Annotated in this window: 14 protein-coding genes; 8 read left to right on the top strand and 6 right to left on the bottom strand. The window is 68.1% G+C overall.

What is annotated here, in order from left to right; translation table 11 throughout:
- The first annotated feature begins 115 nt into the window (after positions 1 to 115).
- From recA to ACFVWG_RS05455, 3 genes are all read left to right on the top strand, one after another.
- Entirely contained in the window at positions 116 to 1,192 is a 1,077-nt protein-coding gene (gene recA, locus ACFVWG_RS05465; RefSeq protein ID WP_391541916.1) for a recombinase RecA, read from the top strand.
- 1,507 nt (positions 1,193 to 2,699) lie between these two features.
- Positions 2,700 to 3,221, top strand: coding sequence for a regulatory protein RecX (locus ACFVWG_RS05460; RefSeq protein ID WP_391541915.1), 522 nt, complete (start codon positions 2,700 to 2,702; stop codon positions 3,219 to 3,221).
- Complete coding sequence (locus ACFVWG_RS05455) at positions 3,221 to 3,634, top strand: hypothetical protein (RefSeq protein ID WP_391541914.1); 414 nt, start codon at positions 3,221 to 3,223, stop codon at positions 3,632 to 3,634. Before ACFVWG_RS05460 ends, ACFVWG_RS05455 begins: the two co-directional genes overlap by 1 nt.
- Here the strand turns inward: ACFVWG_RS05455 and ACFVWG_RS05450 are convergent.
- Entirely contained in the window at positions 3,517 to 4,551 is a 1,035-nt protein-coding gene (locus ACFVWG_RS05450) for a helix-turn-helix transcriptional regulator (protein WP_391541913.1), read from the bottom strand. The genes ACFVWG_RS05455 and ACFVWG_RS05450 overlap by 118 nt on opposite strands.
- Before the next feature lie 62 nt (positions 4,552 to 4,613).
- Here ACFVWG_RS05450 and ACFVWG_RS05445 point away from each other — a divergent pair, with 62 nt between their 5' ends.
- The 3 genes from ACFVWG_RS05445 to rny all read left to right on the top strand — a co-directional run bounded on the left by ACFVWG_RS05445 (position 4,614) and on the right by rny (position 9,663).
- Positions 4,614 to 6,863 (top strand): ATP-binding cassette domain-containing protein, encoded by a 2,250-nt coding sequence (locus ACFVWG_RS05445; protein WP_391541912.1) that lies wholly within the window; start codon positions 4,614 to 4,616, stop codon positions 6,861 to 6,863.
- A 142-nt stretch (positions 6,864 to 7,005) separates the two neighbouring features.
- A complete protein-coding gene (locus ACFVWG_RS05440; RefSeq protein ID WP_391541911.1) occupies positions 7,006 to 7,536 on the top strand; it encodes an antitoxin in 531 nt (176 codons plus the stop codon).
- A gap of 447 nt (positions 7,537 to 7,983) precedes the next feature.
- Positions 7,984 to 9,663 carry a ribonuclease Y gene (gene rny / locus ACFVWG_RS05435; protein WP_391541910.1) on the top strand — a complete coding sequence of 560 codons (1,680 nt, stop codon included), beginning with the start codon at positions 7,984 to 7,986 and terminating at the stop codon, positions 9,661 to 9,663.
- Here rny and ACFVWG_RS05430 read toward each other — a convergent pair.
- The 5 genes from ACFVWG_RS05430 to ACFVWG_RS05410 all read right to left on the bottom strand — a co-directional run bounded on the left by ACFVWG_RS05430 (position 9,644) and on the right by ACFVWG_RS05410 (position 13,700).
- Positions 9,644 to 10,423 carry a PIG-L deacetylase family protein gene (locus tag ACFVWG_RS05430; RefSeq protein ID WP_391541909.1) on the bottom strand — a complete coding sequence of 260 codons (780 nt, stop codon included), beginning with the start codon at positions 10,421 to 10,423 and terminating at the stop codon, positions 9,644 to 9,646. The two genes, rny and ACFVWG_RS05430, sit on opposite strands and share 20 nt — an antisense overlap.
- 226 nt (positions 10,424 to 10,649) lie before the next feature.
- On the bottom strand, positions 10,650 to 10,949 hold the full coding sequence (locus tag ACFVWG_RS05425; protein WP_391541908.1) for a DUF6458 family protein: 300 nt from the start codon (positions 10,947 to 10,949) through the stop codon (positions 10,650 to 10,652).
- 71 nt (positions 10,950 to 11,020) lie between these two features.
- The gene (locus ACFVWG_RS05420; RefSeq protein ID WP_391541907.1) at positions 11,021 to 11,908 is read right to left on the bottom strand and encodes a phosphotransferase enzyme family protein; all 888 of its coding nucleotides are present in this window, start codon (positions 11,906 to 11,908) and stop codon (positions 11,021 to 11,023) included.
- Between the two features lie 4 nt (positions 11,909 to 11,912).
- Positions 11,913 to 13,076: an acyl-CoA dehydrogenase family protein gene (locus tag ACFVWG_RS05415; protein WP_391541906.1), complete on the bottom strand. Its 1,164-nt coding sequence runs from the start codon at positions 13,074 to 13,076 to the stop codon at positions 11,913 to 11,915.
- A 45-nt stretch (positions 13,077 to 13,121) separates the two neighbouring features.
- Positions 13,122 to 13,700, bottom strand: a complete 579-nt coding sequence (locus tag ACFVWG_RS05410; protein ID WP_391541905.1) for a DUF1707 domain-containing protein — start codon at positions 13,698 to 13,700, stop codon at positions 13,122 to 13,124.
- 70 nt (positions 13,701 to 13,770) lie between these two features.
- Here ACFVWG_RS05410 and dxr point away from each other — a divergent pair, with 70 nt between their 5' ends.
- Together dxr and ACFVWG_RS05400 are read left to right on the top strand one after the other, a co-directional pair.
- Positions 13,771 to 14,982 carry a 1-deoxy-D-xylulose-5-phosphate reductoisomerase gene (dxr, locus tag ACFVWG_RS05405; protein WP_391541904.1) on the top strand — a complete coding sequence of 404 codons (1,212 nt, stop codon included), beginning with the start codon at positions 13,771 to 13,773 and terminating at the stop codon, positions 14,980 to 14,982.
- A complete protein-coding gene (locus ACFVWG_RS05400; protein ID WP_391541903.1) occupies positions 14,979 to 16,286 on the top strand; it encodes a M50 family metallopeptidase in 1,308 nt (435 codons plus the stop codon). The genes dxr and ACFVWG_RS05400 overlap by 4 nt, the downstream gene beginning before the upstream one ends.
- Positions 16,287 to 16,309: the final 23 nt, after the last annotated feature.

Below are 16,309 nucleotides of genomic sequence, written 5' to 3'. Positions count from 1 at the left end.
TCGCGGTGGCGGCGAAAACTGTCCGTGGCGCCGAATATCTTCTCTGGCGAGATGGAAATCCTCCGGGCGGCTGGGAAGTTCGCCCCAATGACGAGATGGGTCAGGTGGCAGTCAGATGGCTGGTGCAACAGCGAGCGCGGAGCGCAAGGAAGCCGATCGCGAGAAGGCGCTTGCGACCGCGCTGACGCAGATCGAGCGCGCGTGTGGCAAGGGCTCGGTGATGCGTTTGGGCGAGCAGAACAGGCCGCCGATCGAGGTCATCCCGACCGGTTCGATCGCGCTCGACATCGCGCTCGGGATCGGCGGTCTGCCGCGCGGTCGCGTCGTGGAGATCTACGGCCCGGAATCCTCCGGTAAGACGACGGTCGCCCTGCACGCGGTGGCGAACGCCCAGCGCGCCGGCGGCATCGCCGCCTTCATCGACGCCGAGCACGCCCTCGACCCGGACTACGCGAAGAAGCTGGGTGTCGACACCGACGCGCTGCTGGTCTCGCAGCCCGACTCCGGTGAGCAGGCGCTCGAGATCGCCGACATGCTGGTCCGCTCCGGCGCGATCGACATCGTCGTGATCGACTCGGTGGCCGCGCTGGTGCCCCGGGCCGAGATCGAGGGCGAGATGGGTGACAGCCACGTCGGTCTGCAGGCCCGGCTGATGAGCCAGGCGCTGCGAAAGATGACCGGTGCGGTCAGCGGGACGAACACCACCGCGATCTTCATCAACCAGCTGCGCGAGAAGATCGGCGTGATGTTCGGCTCCCCGGAGACCACGACCGGTGGTAAGGCGCTGAAGTTCTACGCGTCGGTGCGCCTCGACGTGCGCCGGATCGAGTCGCTCAAGGACGGCACCGACGTGGTCGGTAACCGGACCCGCGTCAAGGTCGTGAAGAACAAGGTGGCCCCGCCGTTCAAGCAGGCCGAGTTCGACATCATCTACGGCCAGGGCATCAGCCGCGAGGGCAGCCTGCTCGACCTCGGTGTCGACCAGGGCTTCGTCCGCAAGGCCGGTGCGTGGTTCACCTACGAGAGCGACCAGCTCGGTCAGGGCCGGGAGAACGCGCGGAACTTCCTGCGCGACAACCCCGATCTGGCCAACGAGCTGGAGAAGAAGATCAAGGAGAAGATGGGCATCGGCCCGACGCTGGACGCGCCGGCCGACCCCAAGGCCACGGCCGAGGTCGATGTCGACTTCTGATCGACCCACCGCGGGCGGCAGCGATCCTCGGCACTCACCCGCCGAAGCTGCCCCCGCGGCGCTGTCTCTCCCACACGAAGAGCGCCTCGCCTACGCCCGCGAGCTTTTGGCTCGCGGCGCGGCGGCGCTCGACGGTGCAGCAAGTACGCCGGCCGCTCCCGCCGCACGCGGGCGCGGTCGCGCAGCCGCCTCCGGCTCTGCGAGCCCTGCGGGCGCCGCTGGTTCGGATGTGGGGGCCGGAGCGGCAGAGGGGACAGCGCGGAAGTCTGGCGCGGCCCGTGGTTCCGGCGGGCGTGCTGGTGGTGCGCGCGCGTCGGGCGCTCGCCGTACGGCGGCTGGCGGGCCAGCGGCGGAGCCCGCTCGGGAGCGTGGTTCGGCTCGGCGTGAGCAGGTGCCCGACGAGAAGCTCGGGGACGACGCTGGGGCCGGAGCTGGTAAGCGAAGAGCTGCCCGCCCGACTGCTGCTCAGACGGCTGATCCGTGGGGTGACCTGGACGAGGACTTTGCCGGGGATGACCCGGGGAGTACGCGGCGGCGGAGTACTGGGATTCGGCGGACGGTTGCCACTGACTACCTGGCCGAGGCTAAAGCGTTTGCGGGAGGCGGCGAGGGCGGTGGAGATGCCACCTCGCGAGAGGCTGGGGACTCTGAGGTAGGAGATGTCGCCGAGCCATTCGACCCATGGGGTGACGGCGCAACGGTCGCCCCCACCCCAATGGCAAGCAAGCCGCCCCGAAGCACCTCAGCCCGCAGCGCCGCCCGCGCGGGGGATCCCGAGTCAGCCAGGTCTGACGTACCTGATGAGGGCGCAACCGACGCTGAGATGAACACGTCCGTGCCTGAGCCGCGACCGCAGTCCGTGCCCGAGACGCGCGCGGGGTCCAGATCCAAGGTGCGTGCACCGTCGGAGGCTGAGGCGTCTGTGCTGACCGAGCGGGAGACGCCTCTGGTGACCGACCTTGCGACGCCCGCGGTGGCCGAGCGCGAGGCGACTGTGGTGGCCGAGGCTGACGGAACTGCCGTACCCGAGCCTGAGGCATGTGCGGCACCCGAGGCCCGTGGGGCTAACGGGGCCATCGCATCGCGTGGGGCTAGCGGGGTGGCTGGGGCTCGTGCTGTCGATGAGGCCAATGAGTCCGCTGAGACTTGTGGTTCCGGTGGGGTTGGCAAGGCGGGTGGGGCTCGCAGGGCTGGTGGGGTTGATGAGGCTCAGGATCTGGACGGGGCGGACGGGGTTGCTGAAGCTCGTGGGTCGAGTGGGGCTCTTGGGCTGAGCGAGGACAGCGAGGACAGCGAGGCCGGTGGGGCTCGTGGTTCGCGTGGGGCTGGGGGGACTCGTGGGGCGGGGTCTGGGCGCGGGTTTGGTGGTTCGGGTGGGGGCTGGGGATCGGGTGGGAGTGGTTCGGGGGAGCGGAGTGGGGTTCGGCGGGGGTTGGGGGCTCGGCGGCCGGTAGGGGGTGGGCGTCGGCGGCGGGATGAGAGGGATGAGCCACCGGTGGATGTGGGTATGGATGGGGAGTCTGATCCGGCGCAGGTGGCGCGGGGGATCTTGCTGGACAAGTTGTCGGGGCAACCGCGGACTCGGGCGGAGCTGGCGGATGTGCTGGCGGAGCGCGGGATTCCGGACGAGGTGGCCGATGAGGTGCTGGATCGGTTCACCGAGGTCGGGCTGATCGATGATGCGGCGTTCGCGACGGCCTGGGTGGAGTCGCGGCACCGGGGGCGTGGGCTGGGGAAGCGGGCGCTGGCGCAGGAGCTGCGGCGGCGCGGGGTGGACGACGAGCTGTCGCGGGATGCGCTGGAGGAGCTTGCTCCTGAGCAGGAGGAAGAGAAGGCTCGGGAGCTGGTTCGGAAGAAGCTGCGGTCGGTGCGTTCGCTGGATCGGCAGGTCGCCATGCGACGTTTGCTGGGGATGCTGGCCCGCAAGGGCTATCCCGGTGGGATGGCGATGAGCATCATCAAGCAGGAGCTCGACGCGTCCCACGAAGAGTTTCCGTTGCTGGATTCGTCGGGAATCGAGGTCGAGTGATGGCGAGCCTGGAGGATGTCGAGCGGCTGGTCGCGGAGCTGCCCGGGACCGAGGAGACCACGCGGCACGGACATCGCACCTGGGCGGTCGGCGGCAAGGCGTATGCCTGGGAACGCCCGTACAGCAAGGCGGATCTGAAGCGCTTCGGCGACGAGACCCCGCCGGCCGAGCCGATTCTCGCGATCCGGGTCGAGGACCTGGGCGAGAAGGAAGCGGTCCTGACAGCCCGTTCGGACGACGGCTTCTTCACGATCCCGCATTTCGACAACTACGCCGCCGTACTGGTCGAGCTGGATCAGGTCTCCGAGCCTGTCCTCAGGGACGCCCTGCTCGACGGCTGGCTGGTCTTCGCCCCAGCAGCAGAAGCGAAAGACGTACTCGCCTCGAGGAGACGCTCGGCGAAGGATCGATAGGCGGCGGCGAAGTCGGGTGGCGCGCCGACGATGCGGTAGCTGACGTCGAGAAACGCCAGCGGCAGTAGAAGCCAGTGCCAGGTGTCCAGGGCGACAGTGAGTTCGGTCGTGGTGGGACCCACTGCCTGGATCTCGGCGTCCTGGTACTTGAAGGCGTCGATGACTGCCTCCGCCGGCGCGTCGATGACGAGGCGGACGGCGTGCTTCGCCTTGTGGAGACCCTCGCGGAGGTAGGCCGTGGCCGAGTCGGCCGGCAGGGGACGCGCGGTGTAGCGGGTTGTGCTGCGGCGTAGGTCGTTGATGCGGTCGACGCGGAAGACGCGCCAGTCGTCGCGGGCGAGGTCCCAGGCGAGCAGGTACCAGCGCAGCAGATGGTGGATCTGCCGGTGCGGCTCAACGCGGCGGATCGTCTCGGAGCCGCGCGCACTGCGGTAGGCGAACGAGATCTGCTCCTGGCGTCCGATGGCTTCAGCGAGCTCGCCGAGTTGCTCGGCCGGCACGCTCGGCGCGTCCTGATGACTCGTCTCCACGCTCTCCCGGACTGCGACGGCCCGGGAGCGAAGCCGGGCCGGCAGGAACTGGTCGACCTTCCCGTAGGCCCGCGTGGCCGCATCGTCGATCCCACCCTCGGCCGACGAGCCGACCGAGCCCAGTGACGCCAGCGCGAGCAGCGTCGCGACCGCCTCGTCGTCGTCCAGCACCAGCGGCGGCATCGTGCGCCCCGCAGTGAGCCGGTAGTAGCCGCCAGGACCGGGCTGGGTCTCCACCGGATAGCCGTAGCCGCGCAGCCGGTCGACGTCGCGGCGCAGCGTGCGGGGGCTGGTACCGAGGCGCTGCACCAGCTCGTCGCCGCTGAACGAGCGCCCGGTCTGCAGCGTCGACAGCAGCGCGAGCATGCGAGCGGTGACATCGGCCATCCACCCATGATGACAAAAGATGCGGCCAGAATCCGGCCACATCTGCTCATAGCGTCGTCCCTATGAACCAACGAGCCATCACCTTGCGCCGGGCCCGGACCAACAATCTCGCGGACGTCGACCTCGACGTACCGCGGAATCAGTTGGTGGTGTTCGTCGGGCGCTCAGGGTCGGGGAAGTCGTCGCTGGTGTTCGACACGATCGCCGCCGAGGCGGGGTTTCAGCTGAACGAGACGTTCCCGCCGTTCGCGCGGAACCGGCTGCCGAAGTGGACGCGACCGGAGGTCGACCACATCGACGGCCTGACGCCGGTGATCGTGATCGACCAGCGCCGGATCGGCGGCAACGCGCGATCGACGGTCGGCACAGTGACGGATGCGTGGACGTACCTGCGGCTGCTGTTCTCGCGACTCAGCGAGCCGTACGTCGGTGAGTCGAACCGGTTCTCGTTCAACGACCCGAGCGGGATGTGCCCGGCCTGCTCGGGGCTCGGCGAGGTCGTGGTGAGCGCCGTCGACCGATTCCTCGACCTCGACAAGTCGCTCAACCAGGGAGCCATCAGGCTGCCTGGCTTCGGGCCGGGCAAGTACTGGTACTCGCAGTACGCCGACATCGGCGCGTTCGACATCGACACCCCACTGCGCGAGTGGTCGAAGGGCGAGCGCGAGGCACTCCTGTACGGCGGACGCGCTGCGGCCGAGCTGGGTCGCAAGCTGCCGAAGGACTACGAGGGTGTGGTCGAGCGGTTCGAGCGCATCTACCTGCACACCGCGGACAACCTCTCGGAGCGTAAGCAGGAGGCGATTCAGAGGTTCACGCAGTCGGGTGCCTGCCCGGAGTGCGACGGCGATCGGCTCGCGAAGGACGCGCGGACCGCGACCGTGGACGGGTGGACGATCGGTGAGTTGGCGCGGTGGGAGATCACTGAGCTGCTGGAGTTCGTGCGGGGGATCGACGTACCGGCTGTCGCGCCGGTGGTGGCGGCACTCACCGAACGGCTGGAGGCAATGGTCACCATCGGGCTCGGGTATCTGGCGCTCGCGCGGGCGACGACGAGTTTGTCGGGTGGGGAGTCGCAGCGGATCAAGACGGTGAAGCAGCTGGGCTCGAGCCTGACGGAGCTGACGTACGTCGTCGATGAGCCGACCGTCGGCCTGCATCCGACCGATGTGGAGTCGATGATCGCGTTGCTCGAGCAGTTGCGCGACAGCGGGAACAGCGTGCTCGTGGTGGAGCACGACCCGGCGGTGATGCGGCACGCGGACCAGATCATCGAGGTCGGACCGGAAGCCGGCGCCGCGGGTGGGCGCGTGGTGTTCCAGGGCCCGTACGACGAACTCCGGGCGGCGGAGACCCCGACGGGCCGGGCCCTGAGGCGGGCCGATGAGCGCGGTGGGCTGCTGGTGGATGAGCGGGCTCGGTCGGGAGTGGGGGAGTTGGTGGTGGCGAACGCCGTACGGAACAACCTGCGGGATGTGACGGTGCGGATTCCGGCCGGCGTGATGACGGTGCTGACCGGCGTCGCGGGGTCGGGGAAGTCGAGTTTGGCGGCCGAGTTGGTGGCGCAGTGCCCGGCGGTGGTGATCGATCAGAAGGCGGTCGGGACGAGCCGGCGGTCGACGCCGGTCACGTATACCGGGATCGCGCCGGCGATTCGGAAGCTGTTTGCCCAGCGCAACGGCGTACCGGTGGCGACGTTCAGTGCGAATTCGGCCGGTGCTTGTCCGGAGTGCCGCGGGCTGGGTGTGCTGCGGACCGATCTCGCCTTTATGGAAGGCCAGGAGGTTGTTTGCCCGGCGTGTGGCGGACGGCGTTTTTCGCCGGAATCCCTGACCTACCTGGTGAACGGGTATTCGATCGCGGATGTCGGCGAGCTGACGATCGACCAGGCGATCACCGAGTTTTCCGATGCCGGGATCGCGCGCGGACTGCGGCAGCTGGCGGCGGTCGGGCTGGGATATTTACGGCTGGGCCAGTCGCTGGACACGCTTTCCGGTGGGGAATGCCAGCGGGTGAAAATCGCGAAGGAGCTCAGCGCGGCAGACGACAGTACGACGTACGTGCTGGATGAACCGACGACCGGGCTGCACCTGGACGACGTCGAGACGCTGCTCGGGGTGCTGGACCGGCTGGTCGAGCACGGGCACAGCGTGGTCGTGGTCGAGCACAATCTGGAGGTGATCCGGCGGGCCGATTGGCTGATCGACCTCGGGCCCGGACCGGGCCGGCACGGTGGAACGGTGCTGTTCGAGGGGCGGCCGGGGGACTATTCGGGCCGGGAGACACCGACCAGCCGGGCGCTCGCCGGCTGAATCCGTGACGGTGTCGGCGGCGAGGGGCGTTGACGGGTCGGTTGCAACGGTGTGTTATCCGAAGAGGACTCAGTTGTTTTGGCTGGGACCGTACGCTGGGGATTTTCCGTCGATCCGCCCCTGACACACCGCGGAGGGTGCAATGAACGAATTCCAGGAACAGGCGAAGAACTGGCTCCGGAACGTCGTCAAGCAGAACCCGGACAAGATCAAGGCCGGCGTCACGAAAGCCGGCGATCTGATCGACCAGCAGACTGGTGGGAAGTACGCGGCCAAGGTCGACGCGGTACAGGAAAAGGTCGGCTCTTTCGTCGACTCCCAAACTGGTGAGACCACCGCGGCCGACAGCGCGCCGCAACCGACGGACGCCACGACCCCCGCAGCTGACACGGCCGGAGCGGCCGACGACGCCGTAGGCGCTGAAGAAGACGCCGCTGGCGCAGCAGAAGACGCCGCTGGAGCTGAAGAAGACGCGGCTGGCGCAGCAGAAGATGCGGCTGGCGCTGAAGAAGATGCAGCCGGCGCCGAGGAAGACGCCGCGCCGGCAGATCCTGAGAGCTGGACCGTGGGCGGCGAGGTGCCCGAGGCAGGAGACGCGGCCTCGGCCGGCTCCTCCACCGCGGGCGCTGAGACCGGTGGAACCGCGACCGGCCTCCCAGGTCCACGGGAGTAGTCGACTGCGGACAGTAGTCGTTCCGTAGCGCTGAGGGCGGCGCCGCGACCGCGGCGCACGCCTGGCATCGGTGGACCAGTGAGATGGCTGGTCTGTGGATGCGAATGGGTCGCGAATGCGGTCGAGGCGTGGGTGAGTGTCCGTCTTGACCGGGTGGTGGGGCACGCCTAGCCTCGGGAATACGAAGGGATCACTCCACCTCACGGTGGCGGTTATAGCGAGCTGACTGGATCGGCGGCGATCTGCACATGCCGCCGGATCGACGGCGCTCCGGCGGCCAGGACAGGTACCGGACGGTGCGACCGCACAGACGTTGTCCGGAGAACCGCTGGCGACGATGCCCCCGTTGCCGGTAGGGCGAGTCGCCGTACCCGGTGACACTGCGTGACCCCTTCGACCGACTGACACAGTCCCGCCCGGTGCGTGACTCGACGAGGGGAGAGGCCGATGTTGCCGATGGCGAGCTCCGCCGGCCTGACCGTAATCGGTCTGGTGATCACAGGTCTGCTGGCCTGGATCGGCTTCACACTCTCCCGCCGCAAGGCCGCCGACAACACCGCGGCGCTGGCGAACGCCCAGCTCGAGGCGAGCACGATCACGTCGGGCGCCAAGTCCCAGGCCGAGCTGATCAAGCGCCAGGCCGAGGAGGAGGCCGCCGTCCTGCGGGTGCGGGCGGAGACCTCTGAGCAGCGCGCGGAGGAGATTCGCCGCGCCGCGGAGGACCGGGCTTCGGAGGTACGGCGGGATGCCGAGCAGCGGGCAGCCGACGTACGGCGGGAGGCCGAGGCGGAGGCGCAGTCGATCCGTGACGACCTCCGGGAGCAGCGGCTGGAGATGGAGCGGCGTGATCACCGGCTGACCGAGCGCGAGGAGCGGATCGACGAGCAGCACCGCCAGGGCGAGGAGCGGCAGGTCGAGCTGACCGCGCAGCTGGCCGAGCTGGATCAGCGCAAGGCGGAGATCAAGGACCTCGAGGAGGAACGCCGTCGGATCCTCGAAGGCGTCGCGAACCTGACCACCGAGCAGGCGCGGGCCGAGCTGGTCGCGTCGATCGAGGCCGAGGCGAAGCGGCACGCGCACACGATCGTTCGCGACATCGAGCGGCAGGCGCTCGACGAGGGCGAGACCAAAGCGCGCAAGATCATCACCGGGGCCGTGCAACGACTGGCATCGGAGCAGACGAGTGAGTCCGTGGTGTCGGTGGTGCATCTGCCCAGCGACGACATGAAGGGCCGGATCATCGGCCGCGAGGGGCGGAACATCCGCTCGTTCGAGCAGACCACCGGCGTGAACCTGATCATCGACGACACCCCTGAAGCCGTGCTGCTGTCGTGCTTCGACCCGGTACGGCGGGAGACCGCGCGGCTGACCCTGGACTCGCTGGTCCTGGACGGGCGGATCCACCCGAGCCGGATCGAGGAGATCTACGAGCGCAGCAAGGGCGAAGTCGCCGAGCTGTGCGAGCGGGCGGCCGAGGACGCGATGGCCGAGGTCGGGATCACCGATCTGCACCCGGAGCTGATCCGGACGATGGGCCTGCTGCGTTACCGGACGTCGTACGGGCAGAACGTGCTCAAGCACCTGATCGAGTCCGCGCACATCGCCGGGATGATGGCGGCCGAGCTCGGGCTCGATCCGAAGCTGTGCAAGCGCGGCGCGTTCCTGCACGACATCGGCAAGGCGCTCACGCACGAGTCCGAGGGCAGTCACGCGATCGTCGGTGCCGACCTGGCGCGCAAGTGGGGCGAGAACGACGACGTCGTGCACTGCATCGAGGCGCACCACAACGAGGTCGAGGTGCGGACCGTCGAGGCGGTGCTGACCCAGGCCGCGGACGCGGTCAGCGGTGGTCGCCCGGGCGCGCGGCGTGAGTCGCTGGAGGCCTACGTGCAGCGGCTCGAGCGGCTCGAGGAGATCGCGATGCACCACGACGGAGTCGAGAAGGTCTTCGCGATGCAGGCCGGCCGGGAGATCCGGGTGATGGTGCTGCCGGACGCCGTCGACGACATCGCCGCGCAGGTGATGGCGCGCGACATCGCCAAACAGGTCGAGGAAGAGCTCACCTACCCGGGCCAGATCCGGGTCACCGTCGTACGGGAGTCGCGGGCTACCGAGGTCGCGAAGTAGCGTCCCAGAGCAGCTCGTAGCCGCCGTGCTCGAGGCGATCGGCCGCATGGTCGAGCAGCTCTGAACGCCAATCCAGAGTCTTGCCTTCGCGCCAGTCCCGCTCCGCGCCGTACAGCATGGCGAGCTGCGACGGGTAGCGGGCGACGGCGTCCAGCTTCTGCTGCAGATGCGCCGGTGTCACGTCGGGCACGGGTACCGGCCGGCCGACTGCGGAGTTCGCCTGCCCGGCTGCGTAGGGGAAGTCCTCCCACAACACCAGCTTCAGGTTGTACTCCCGCGCCAGCAGGGTGACCGCGTCCCGGGTGAGCCGATGATCGACATGGTCGCCGAAGGCCGCGCAGGTCCAGAGTTCGGCCGGCCACTCATCGCCGAACGCCTTGTGGACGGCCTGAGCGATCTCTTCGACCAGTACGTCGTCCGTCGTGGGCTCGAACAAGGAATCAAAGGACTCGAAGAGCCAACCGTTCTCGTCCTGCCGGTAGATCGAGTCCAGGAAGGGCAGATGGAGCGACTGTGCTCCGATGATCTCGGTGGCCTTGCGGTCCTCGTGATGCCGCCGGATCACGGCGTCGTCGCCGAGCCCGCAGATGGTGTGGAACGCGTGAGCGAACTCCGAGTACGGCGGCGCCGGTTCACCGGCGAACACCGTGCAGACGGTCACGTCGCGACCCCGGCCGGTCAAGGCAGCCAGTGTCGCGCCAATGCTCAGTACGGCGTCGTCGAGATGAGGTGAAACCACCATGATCGGTCGGTCGGGCATCGATGCCTCCGGCAACTGGAAGGTTTCTTTCCAGTTGAGCATCCCGGCACCGGCCGAGCCGGTGCGCGGCGAAGAGCATGCCCCATCGGCCAGGTGCAGCGGCCCGACCGTGCAGTAAATCGCCGAGCACGTACTTCGCCCGCCAGGCCGGTGGCCCGAAGGCTGCCGAGTGGACCGAGCGGGCCGCGGACGGGACCGTCGTACGGTCAGATGCCGATGAATGCGACTACTTGCTCAAGTCGTTGTGATCGTCGCGCAGATGGGTCGGCGTCACGTCGATCACGGTCTCGGCGACCTTCTCGTGCGGCGCGACGCTGTACTGCTGCTCGACCTGGGGCTTCAGCATCGTGGCCTCCTCGCGGGTGCGCGGATTGGCCAGCCGGTAGGACAGCCAGATGCCGGCAGCGCCGGCCAGCATGATGATGATCCCCAGGGCGTGGAGGTTCAGGCTGTCCGACGTGTCGCGAACAGCGAACGCAATGATCGCCCCGACCGTGACGAGTGCGATTCCGACTCCGATACGCATGCCTGACTCCTCTCGGAACTTCCTGGCCCCGTGACGTGGAGTAGCGGTCCTAACTCACTGTACCCGTCCCGTCACTCCCGCATGCGCAACACATCACGCACTAGTTCGAGCGTTCGATCCAACGCCTCCCACTGCGCCGATCCCCACGTCACCATCCCCTCGCGCGCTTCAGCCTCGTCCGCAGCCGTCAGACCGCTCTGCTTCAGCCGCCAGGCCCGCGCCGAGTAGTCGGCCACGTAGCGCCGCAGCAGGAAGAACGCGAACAAGTCGAGGTGCAGTGGAACATCAGCCGGATAGGTCTCCAGCACATGCTTGAGCTGACGCGCGTCGACAGGCTGCTCTGCCTGGAGGAGAAGAGCCAGCTCGCACTCAGGCGGAGCCCATCGAGCGCCTTCCCAGTCGAGCAGACTCAGTTGTCCGGAGTCGTCCACCAACAGGTTCCCACCGTGCAGGTCGGTGTGACAGACGACCATCTGCTCCGGTAATCGTCGTACTGTGCTCTGCAGCCGTAGGAGCCGTTCGCGTTGTGGCTGGTGCGGTACGGCGAAGTCCTCGCGGAGGAGTGTTGAGGTCGGAACGACCGAATGGAGTCTCGCCAGCACCCTGCCGAGTTCGTGGAGCAGTGGGACGGTCCACTCCTCAGGCGACCTGCCCGGCAAGAGCGGAAACAAGGCGACGACGCCGTCGGAGGTGGTGATGGAAAGCTCACCAGTGCCGGTTGGAATCGCGTAGGGCACGCGGAAACCGGAGCCCCGCAGTTGCGCGACCAACGGAAAGCGGATGAGTGCGTTGGTCGCGTCGTCGGGCGTGGTCCAGAGTTTGACGAAGTACCTCTCGTCTAGGCGGTAGCAGACCGAGCCCCAGCCGAGCGGGATGAACGTTAGCTCGCCAGATACGCCGTACGACGTACTGATCGCTGTGAGCAGTGCTTCGCGGTCGACCGGGGGTTCGGCGAGCATGTGGTCAGCGGAAGGCGTTTTGGCCGGTGAGGGCTTGGCCGATGACGAGCTGGTGGATCTCGGAGGTGCCCTCGTAGGTGAGGACGGACTCGAGGTTGTTGGCGTGCCGCATGATCGGGTACTCGCCGCTGATGCCGTTGGCGGCGAGGATGGTGCGGCACTCGCGGGCGATGCCAATGGCCTCGCGGGTGTTGTTGAGCTTGCCGACGCTGACCTGCTCCGGGCGCAGCGAGCCCTTCTCCTTCAGCCGGCCGAGGTGGACGGCCAGCAGGATGCCCTTGTTGAGCTCAACCGCCATGTCGGCGATCTTGGCCTGGGTGAGCTGGTAGCCGGACAGCGGCTTGTCGAAGACGGTCCGCTCGTTGGCGTACGCGATCGCCGTCTCCAGGCAGTCGCGGGCTGCGCCCATCGCGCCGAAGATGATGCCGAAGCGCGCCTCGTTCAGGCAGCCCAACGGACCCGACAGCCCACGCGCCTCAGGCAGCACAGCATTCGCCGGCAGCCGCACATCTGATAGCACCAGCTCTGACGTGACAGAGGCCCGCAGCGACATCTTCACCTTGATCTCCGGAGCGGAGAAGCCGGGTGTCGCCGTCGGTACGACGAATCCGCGCACGCCCTCGTCGGTCCGTGCCCACACCACCGCCACGTCGGCCACTGACCCGTTGGTGATCCACATCTTCGACCCGTTCAGCACCCAGTCGTCACCGTCGCGCCGCGCGTTGGTGCGCATCCCACCGGGGTTGGAGCCGAAGTCGGGCTCGGTCAGCCCGAAGCACCCGATCGCCTCACCCGCGGACATCCGGGGCAGCCACTCGTTCTTCTGCTCGTCACTGCCGTACTTCCAGATCGCGTACATCGCCAGCGACCCCTGCACCGAGACCAGCGACCGCATCCCCGAGTCGGCCGCCTCGATCTCCAGACACGCCAGCCCGTAAGCCACTGGCCCCAGTCCCGCACACCCGTACCCGGTCAGGTGCATGCCCAGGAACCCGAGCGCCCCCAACTCCTTGGCCAGCTCCCGCGCCGGAATACTCGCGCTCTCGAACCACTCCGGCAACGAAGGCCGCAACCGCTCGTCCGCGAACCGCCGAGCCGCCGTACGGACGTCGACCTCCTCCGAGGTGAGCAACGAGTCCACGTCCACAAGATCCAGCGAAACGGTCATGCGCTCACGGTATCGGCAACCAGACCACCGCGAACGAGGTTTAGGTCACTTGCGGTACCAGGGCCACCACCAGTGGCGTTTGCGGGGGTGGCGGACGGTCAGGGAGCTGTAGCGGGCGCTGCCGTTCACGATCAGGTGTACGGCGTTCGGTCCGGCGGGGGCGGTCTTGTTCGAGACGGAGCCGCCGTGGAGTTCGACGTCGTCGAGAGTGACGGACCAGCCGATGGGGACGATCATCGTGATCGAGCTGTGGGTGAGGTTCGCGGTGACGGCCACCTCGGGCCACTGCACGGCGGCGTCGGTGAAGTCGAGGCGCGCTGAGGAGTGCACCAGTTCGGCACCGACGCGCTCGGGGACGTGCCAGGCGCCCTCACGCTTCTGCGAACTGTGAGTGGCGCGGATCGTCACCTCGGCCGGCCTGCTGGTGTCGCGGACCGGGACCAGGTCCGCGGTCGCGTCGCGCAGTTCGAGCTGGGTCTTCGCCGAGTACACCTGGGTCAGGCGCTCGTCCAGCTCCTGGAAGTCGAGGCGGCCGTCGGTGTGCGCTTCCTGAAGTACGGAGGCGGCGCGCTCGCGGTCTTTGTCAGAGGCCCGTTGACTGGGCGGCGGCTGCTCCAGACTCATGGGACAACGGTACGCCGTTTACTCCGGGGCGACGGTTACAGCTCACACCACCACCTGGGACAATGGCGGTGTGAACCCGCGCTCCGTCGTCATCCTCGGCTCGACCGGTTCGATCGGCACTCAAGCCCTTGAGCTGATCGGACGCAATCGCGACCGGTTCCGGGTGCTCGGGTTGTCGGCCGGCGGCGACAACGTCGGACTGCTGGCGGAACAGGCGCTGGCGTTCGAGGTCGAGGTGGTCGCGGTGGCGAAGGCCACAGTGGCGCAGGATCTGCAGCTGGCGTTCTACGCCGAGGCGCAGCGCCAGGGGTACGCGCAGGGCGAGTTCCGCATCCCGAAGATCATCACCGGTCCGGATGCGTCGAGCGAACTGGCCGCGACCCCGTGCGACGTCGTACTGAATGGCATCACCGGCTCGGTCGGTCTGCGTCCGACGCTGGCTGCGCTCGACGCGGGGAACACTCTCGCGCTGGCCAACAAGGAGTCTCTCGTCATCGGCGGCCCCGTCGTCACGCGGCGGGTGAAGCCCGGCCAGATCGTGCCGGTCGACTCCGAGCACAGTGCGATCGCGCAGTGCCTCCGTGGCGGGGCTTCAGACGAGGTACGACGGTTGCTCCTGACCGCGAGCGGTGGTCCCTTCCTCGGCCGCAAGCGGTCCGAACTCGCGAACGTCACCGTCGACCAGGCGCTCGCCCACCCGAACTTCGCGATGGGCCCGGTCGTGACGATCAACTCCGCGACCCTGGTCAACAAGGGACTCGAACTGATCGAGGCGCACCTGCTCTTCGGCATCCCGATGGACCGCGTGGACGTCGTCGTCCACCCGCAGCAGGCGGTGCACTCGATGGTCGAGTTCCACGACGGCTCGACGATCGCGCAGGTCTCGCCGCCGACGATGACGCTCCCGATCGCCCTCGGGATCGGCTGGCCCGACCGGATACCGGACGCGTCGCCGCCCTGGGACTGGGCCACCGCGAGCAGCTGGCAGTTCCTGCCGCTCGACGACGAGGCGTTCCCCGCCGTCGGCCTGGCCCGGGAGGCCGGGACGCTCGGCGGGACTGCCCCGGCCGTCTTCAACGCGGCCAACGAGGTCTGCGTGCAGGCCTTCCGCGACGGCCGGCTGCCGTTCCTGGCGATCGTCGACACAGTCGCTCAGGTGCTGACCGATCACGACGTACCCTCGTACGAGGAGCTGTCCGTCGACGACGTCCTCGCGGCAGACGCCTGGGCGCGGACCCGGGCGCGCGAGATCACTGGAGTACAGGAGACCACCAACGCATGACCGTCTTGCTCAACATCCTCGGCATCGTGGTCTTCGCCGTCGGCATCATCGTGTCGGTGGCGCTGCACGAGATGGGTCACATGCTCCCGGCCAAGGCGTTCGGGATGAAGGTCACCCAGTTCTTCGTCGGCTTCGGCCGGACGGTCTGGTCGACCAAGCGGGGCGAGACCGAGTACGGCTTCAAGGCGATCCCGGCCGGTGGCTTCGTCCGGATCATCGGGATGATGCCGCCGGCGAAGGGACAGGACCCCGCGAAGGTACGCAAGGCGAGCACCGGCCCGATCCAGTCGATCGCGGAAAACGCGCGCACCGCGGAGTACGAGACGATCGACCCCGCCGACGACGGCCGCCTGTTCTACCAGAAGCCGTGGTGGCAGAAGCTGATCGTGATGGCCTCCGGCCCGCTGGTCAACGTCGTGATCGCGTTCCTGCTCTTCGGCGGCCTCTTCATGCTGTACGGCGCCAATGTCGCGCAGACGACCGTCTCCACCGTCACCGACTGCGTGATCCCGGCCAGCCAGGCCACCGCGGACCGCAAGTGCACCGACACTGACAAGGTGTCGCCGGCCAAGACCGCCGGCTTCCAGGTCGGCGACCGGATCGTGTCGTTCAACGGCACCCAGATCTCCAGCTGGGACCAGCTCACCCCGCTGATCCGCGCGAACACCGACAAGCCGGCCACGATCGTTGTCGAGCGCAACGGTGCGCAGCAGACCCTGCAGACCAAGACGATCGTCAACCAGGTCACCGAGAAGGCCGGGTCGGACAAGATCGTCTCGGTCGGCTTCCTCGGCGTCTCGCCGGAGATGAAGATCGTGCGTCAGGGCCCCGGCTACGTGGTCGACCAGATGGGCGAGATGACCGTCCTCACCGTCAAGGCGCTCGGCCGCTTCCCCGAGAAGCTGGTCGGGGTGGCCAAGTCGATCGTCGGCGGCGAGCGGGACCAGGACAGCCCGATGAGCGTCGTCGGTGCCAGCCGGGTGGCCGGCGAGGTGGCCTCCAGTGACCTCAGCGTCGGCCAGAAGCTCTATGCCCTGATCACGCTGCTGGCCTCGCTCAACCTCTTCCTTGCCCTGTTCAACTTCATCCCGCTGCTGCCGCTGGACGGTGGCCACATGATCGGCGCGATCTGGGAAGGGATCCGGCGCGGCTTCGCGAAGCTGTTCGGCCGCCCCGACCCCGGGTATGTCGACGTCGCCAAGCTGCTCCCGATCGCCTACGTGATGGCGAGTGTGATCGTGGTGATGGGTGTGCTGCTCGTCATCGCCGACATCGTGAACCCGATCCGTCTGTTCAACGGCTGACTCCCACTTAACGAGTAAGGAAC

It is taken from the genome of Kribbella sp. NPDC058245 (genome assembly GCF_042882005.1).
Classification (GTDB): Bacteria; Actinomycetota; Actinomycetes; order Propionibacteriales; family Kribbellaceae; genus Kribbella.
Note: the sequence above shows the minus strand (reverse complement) of the source record. Positions and strands in the feature narration are given on the sequence as shown.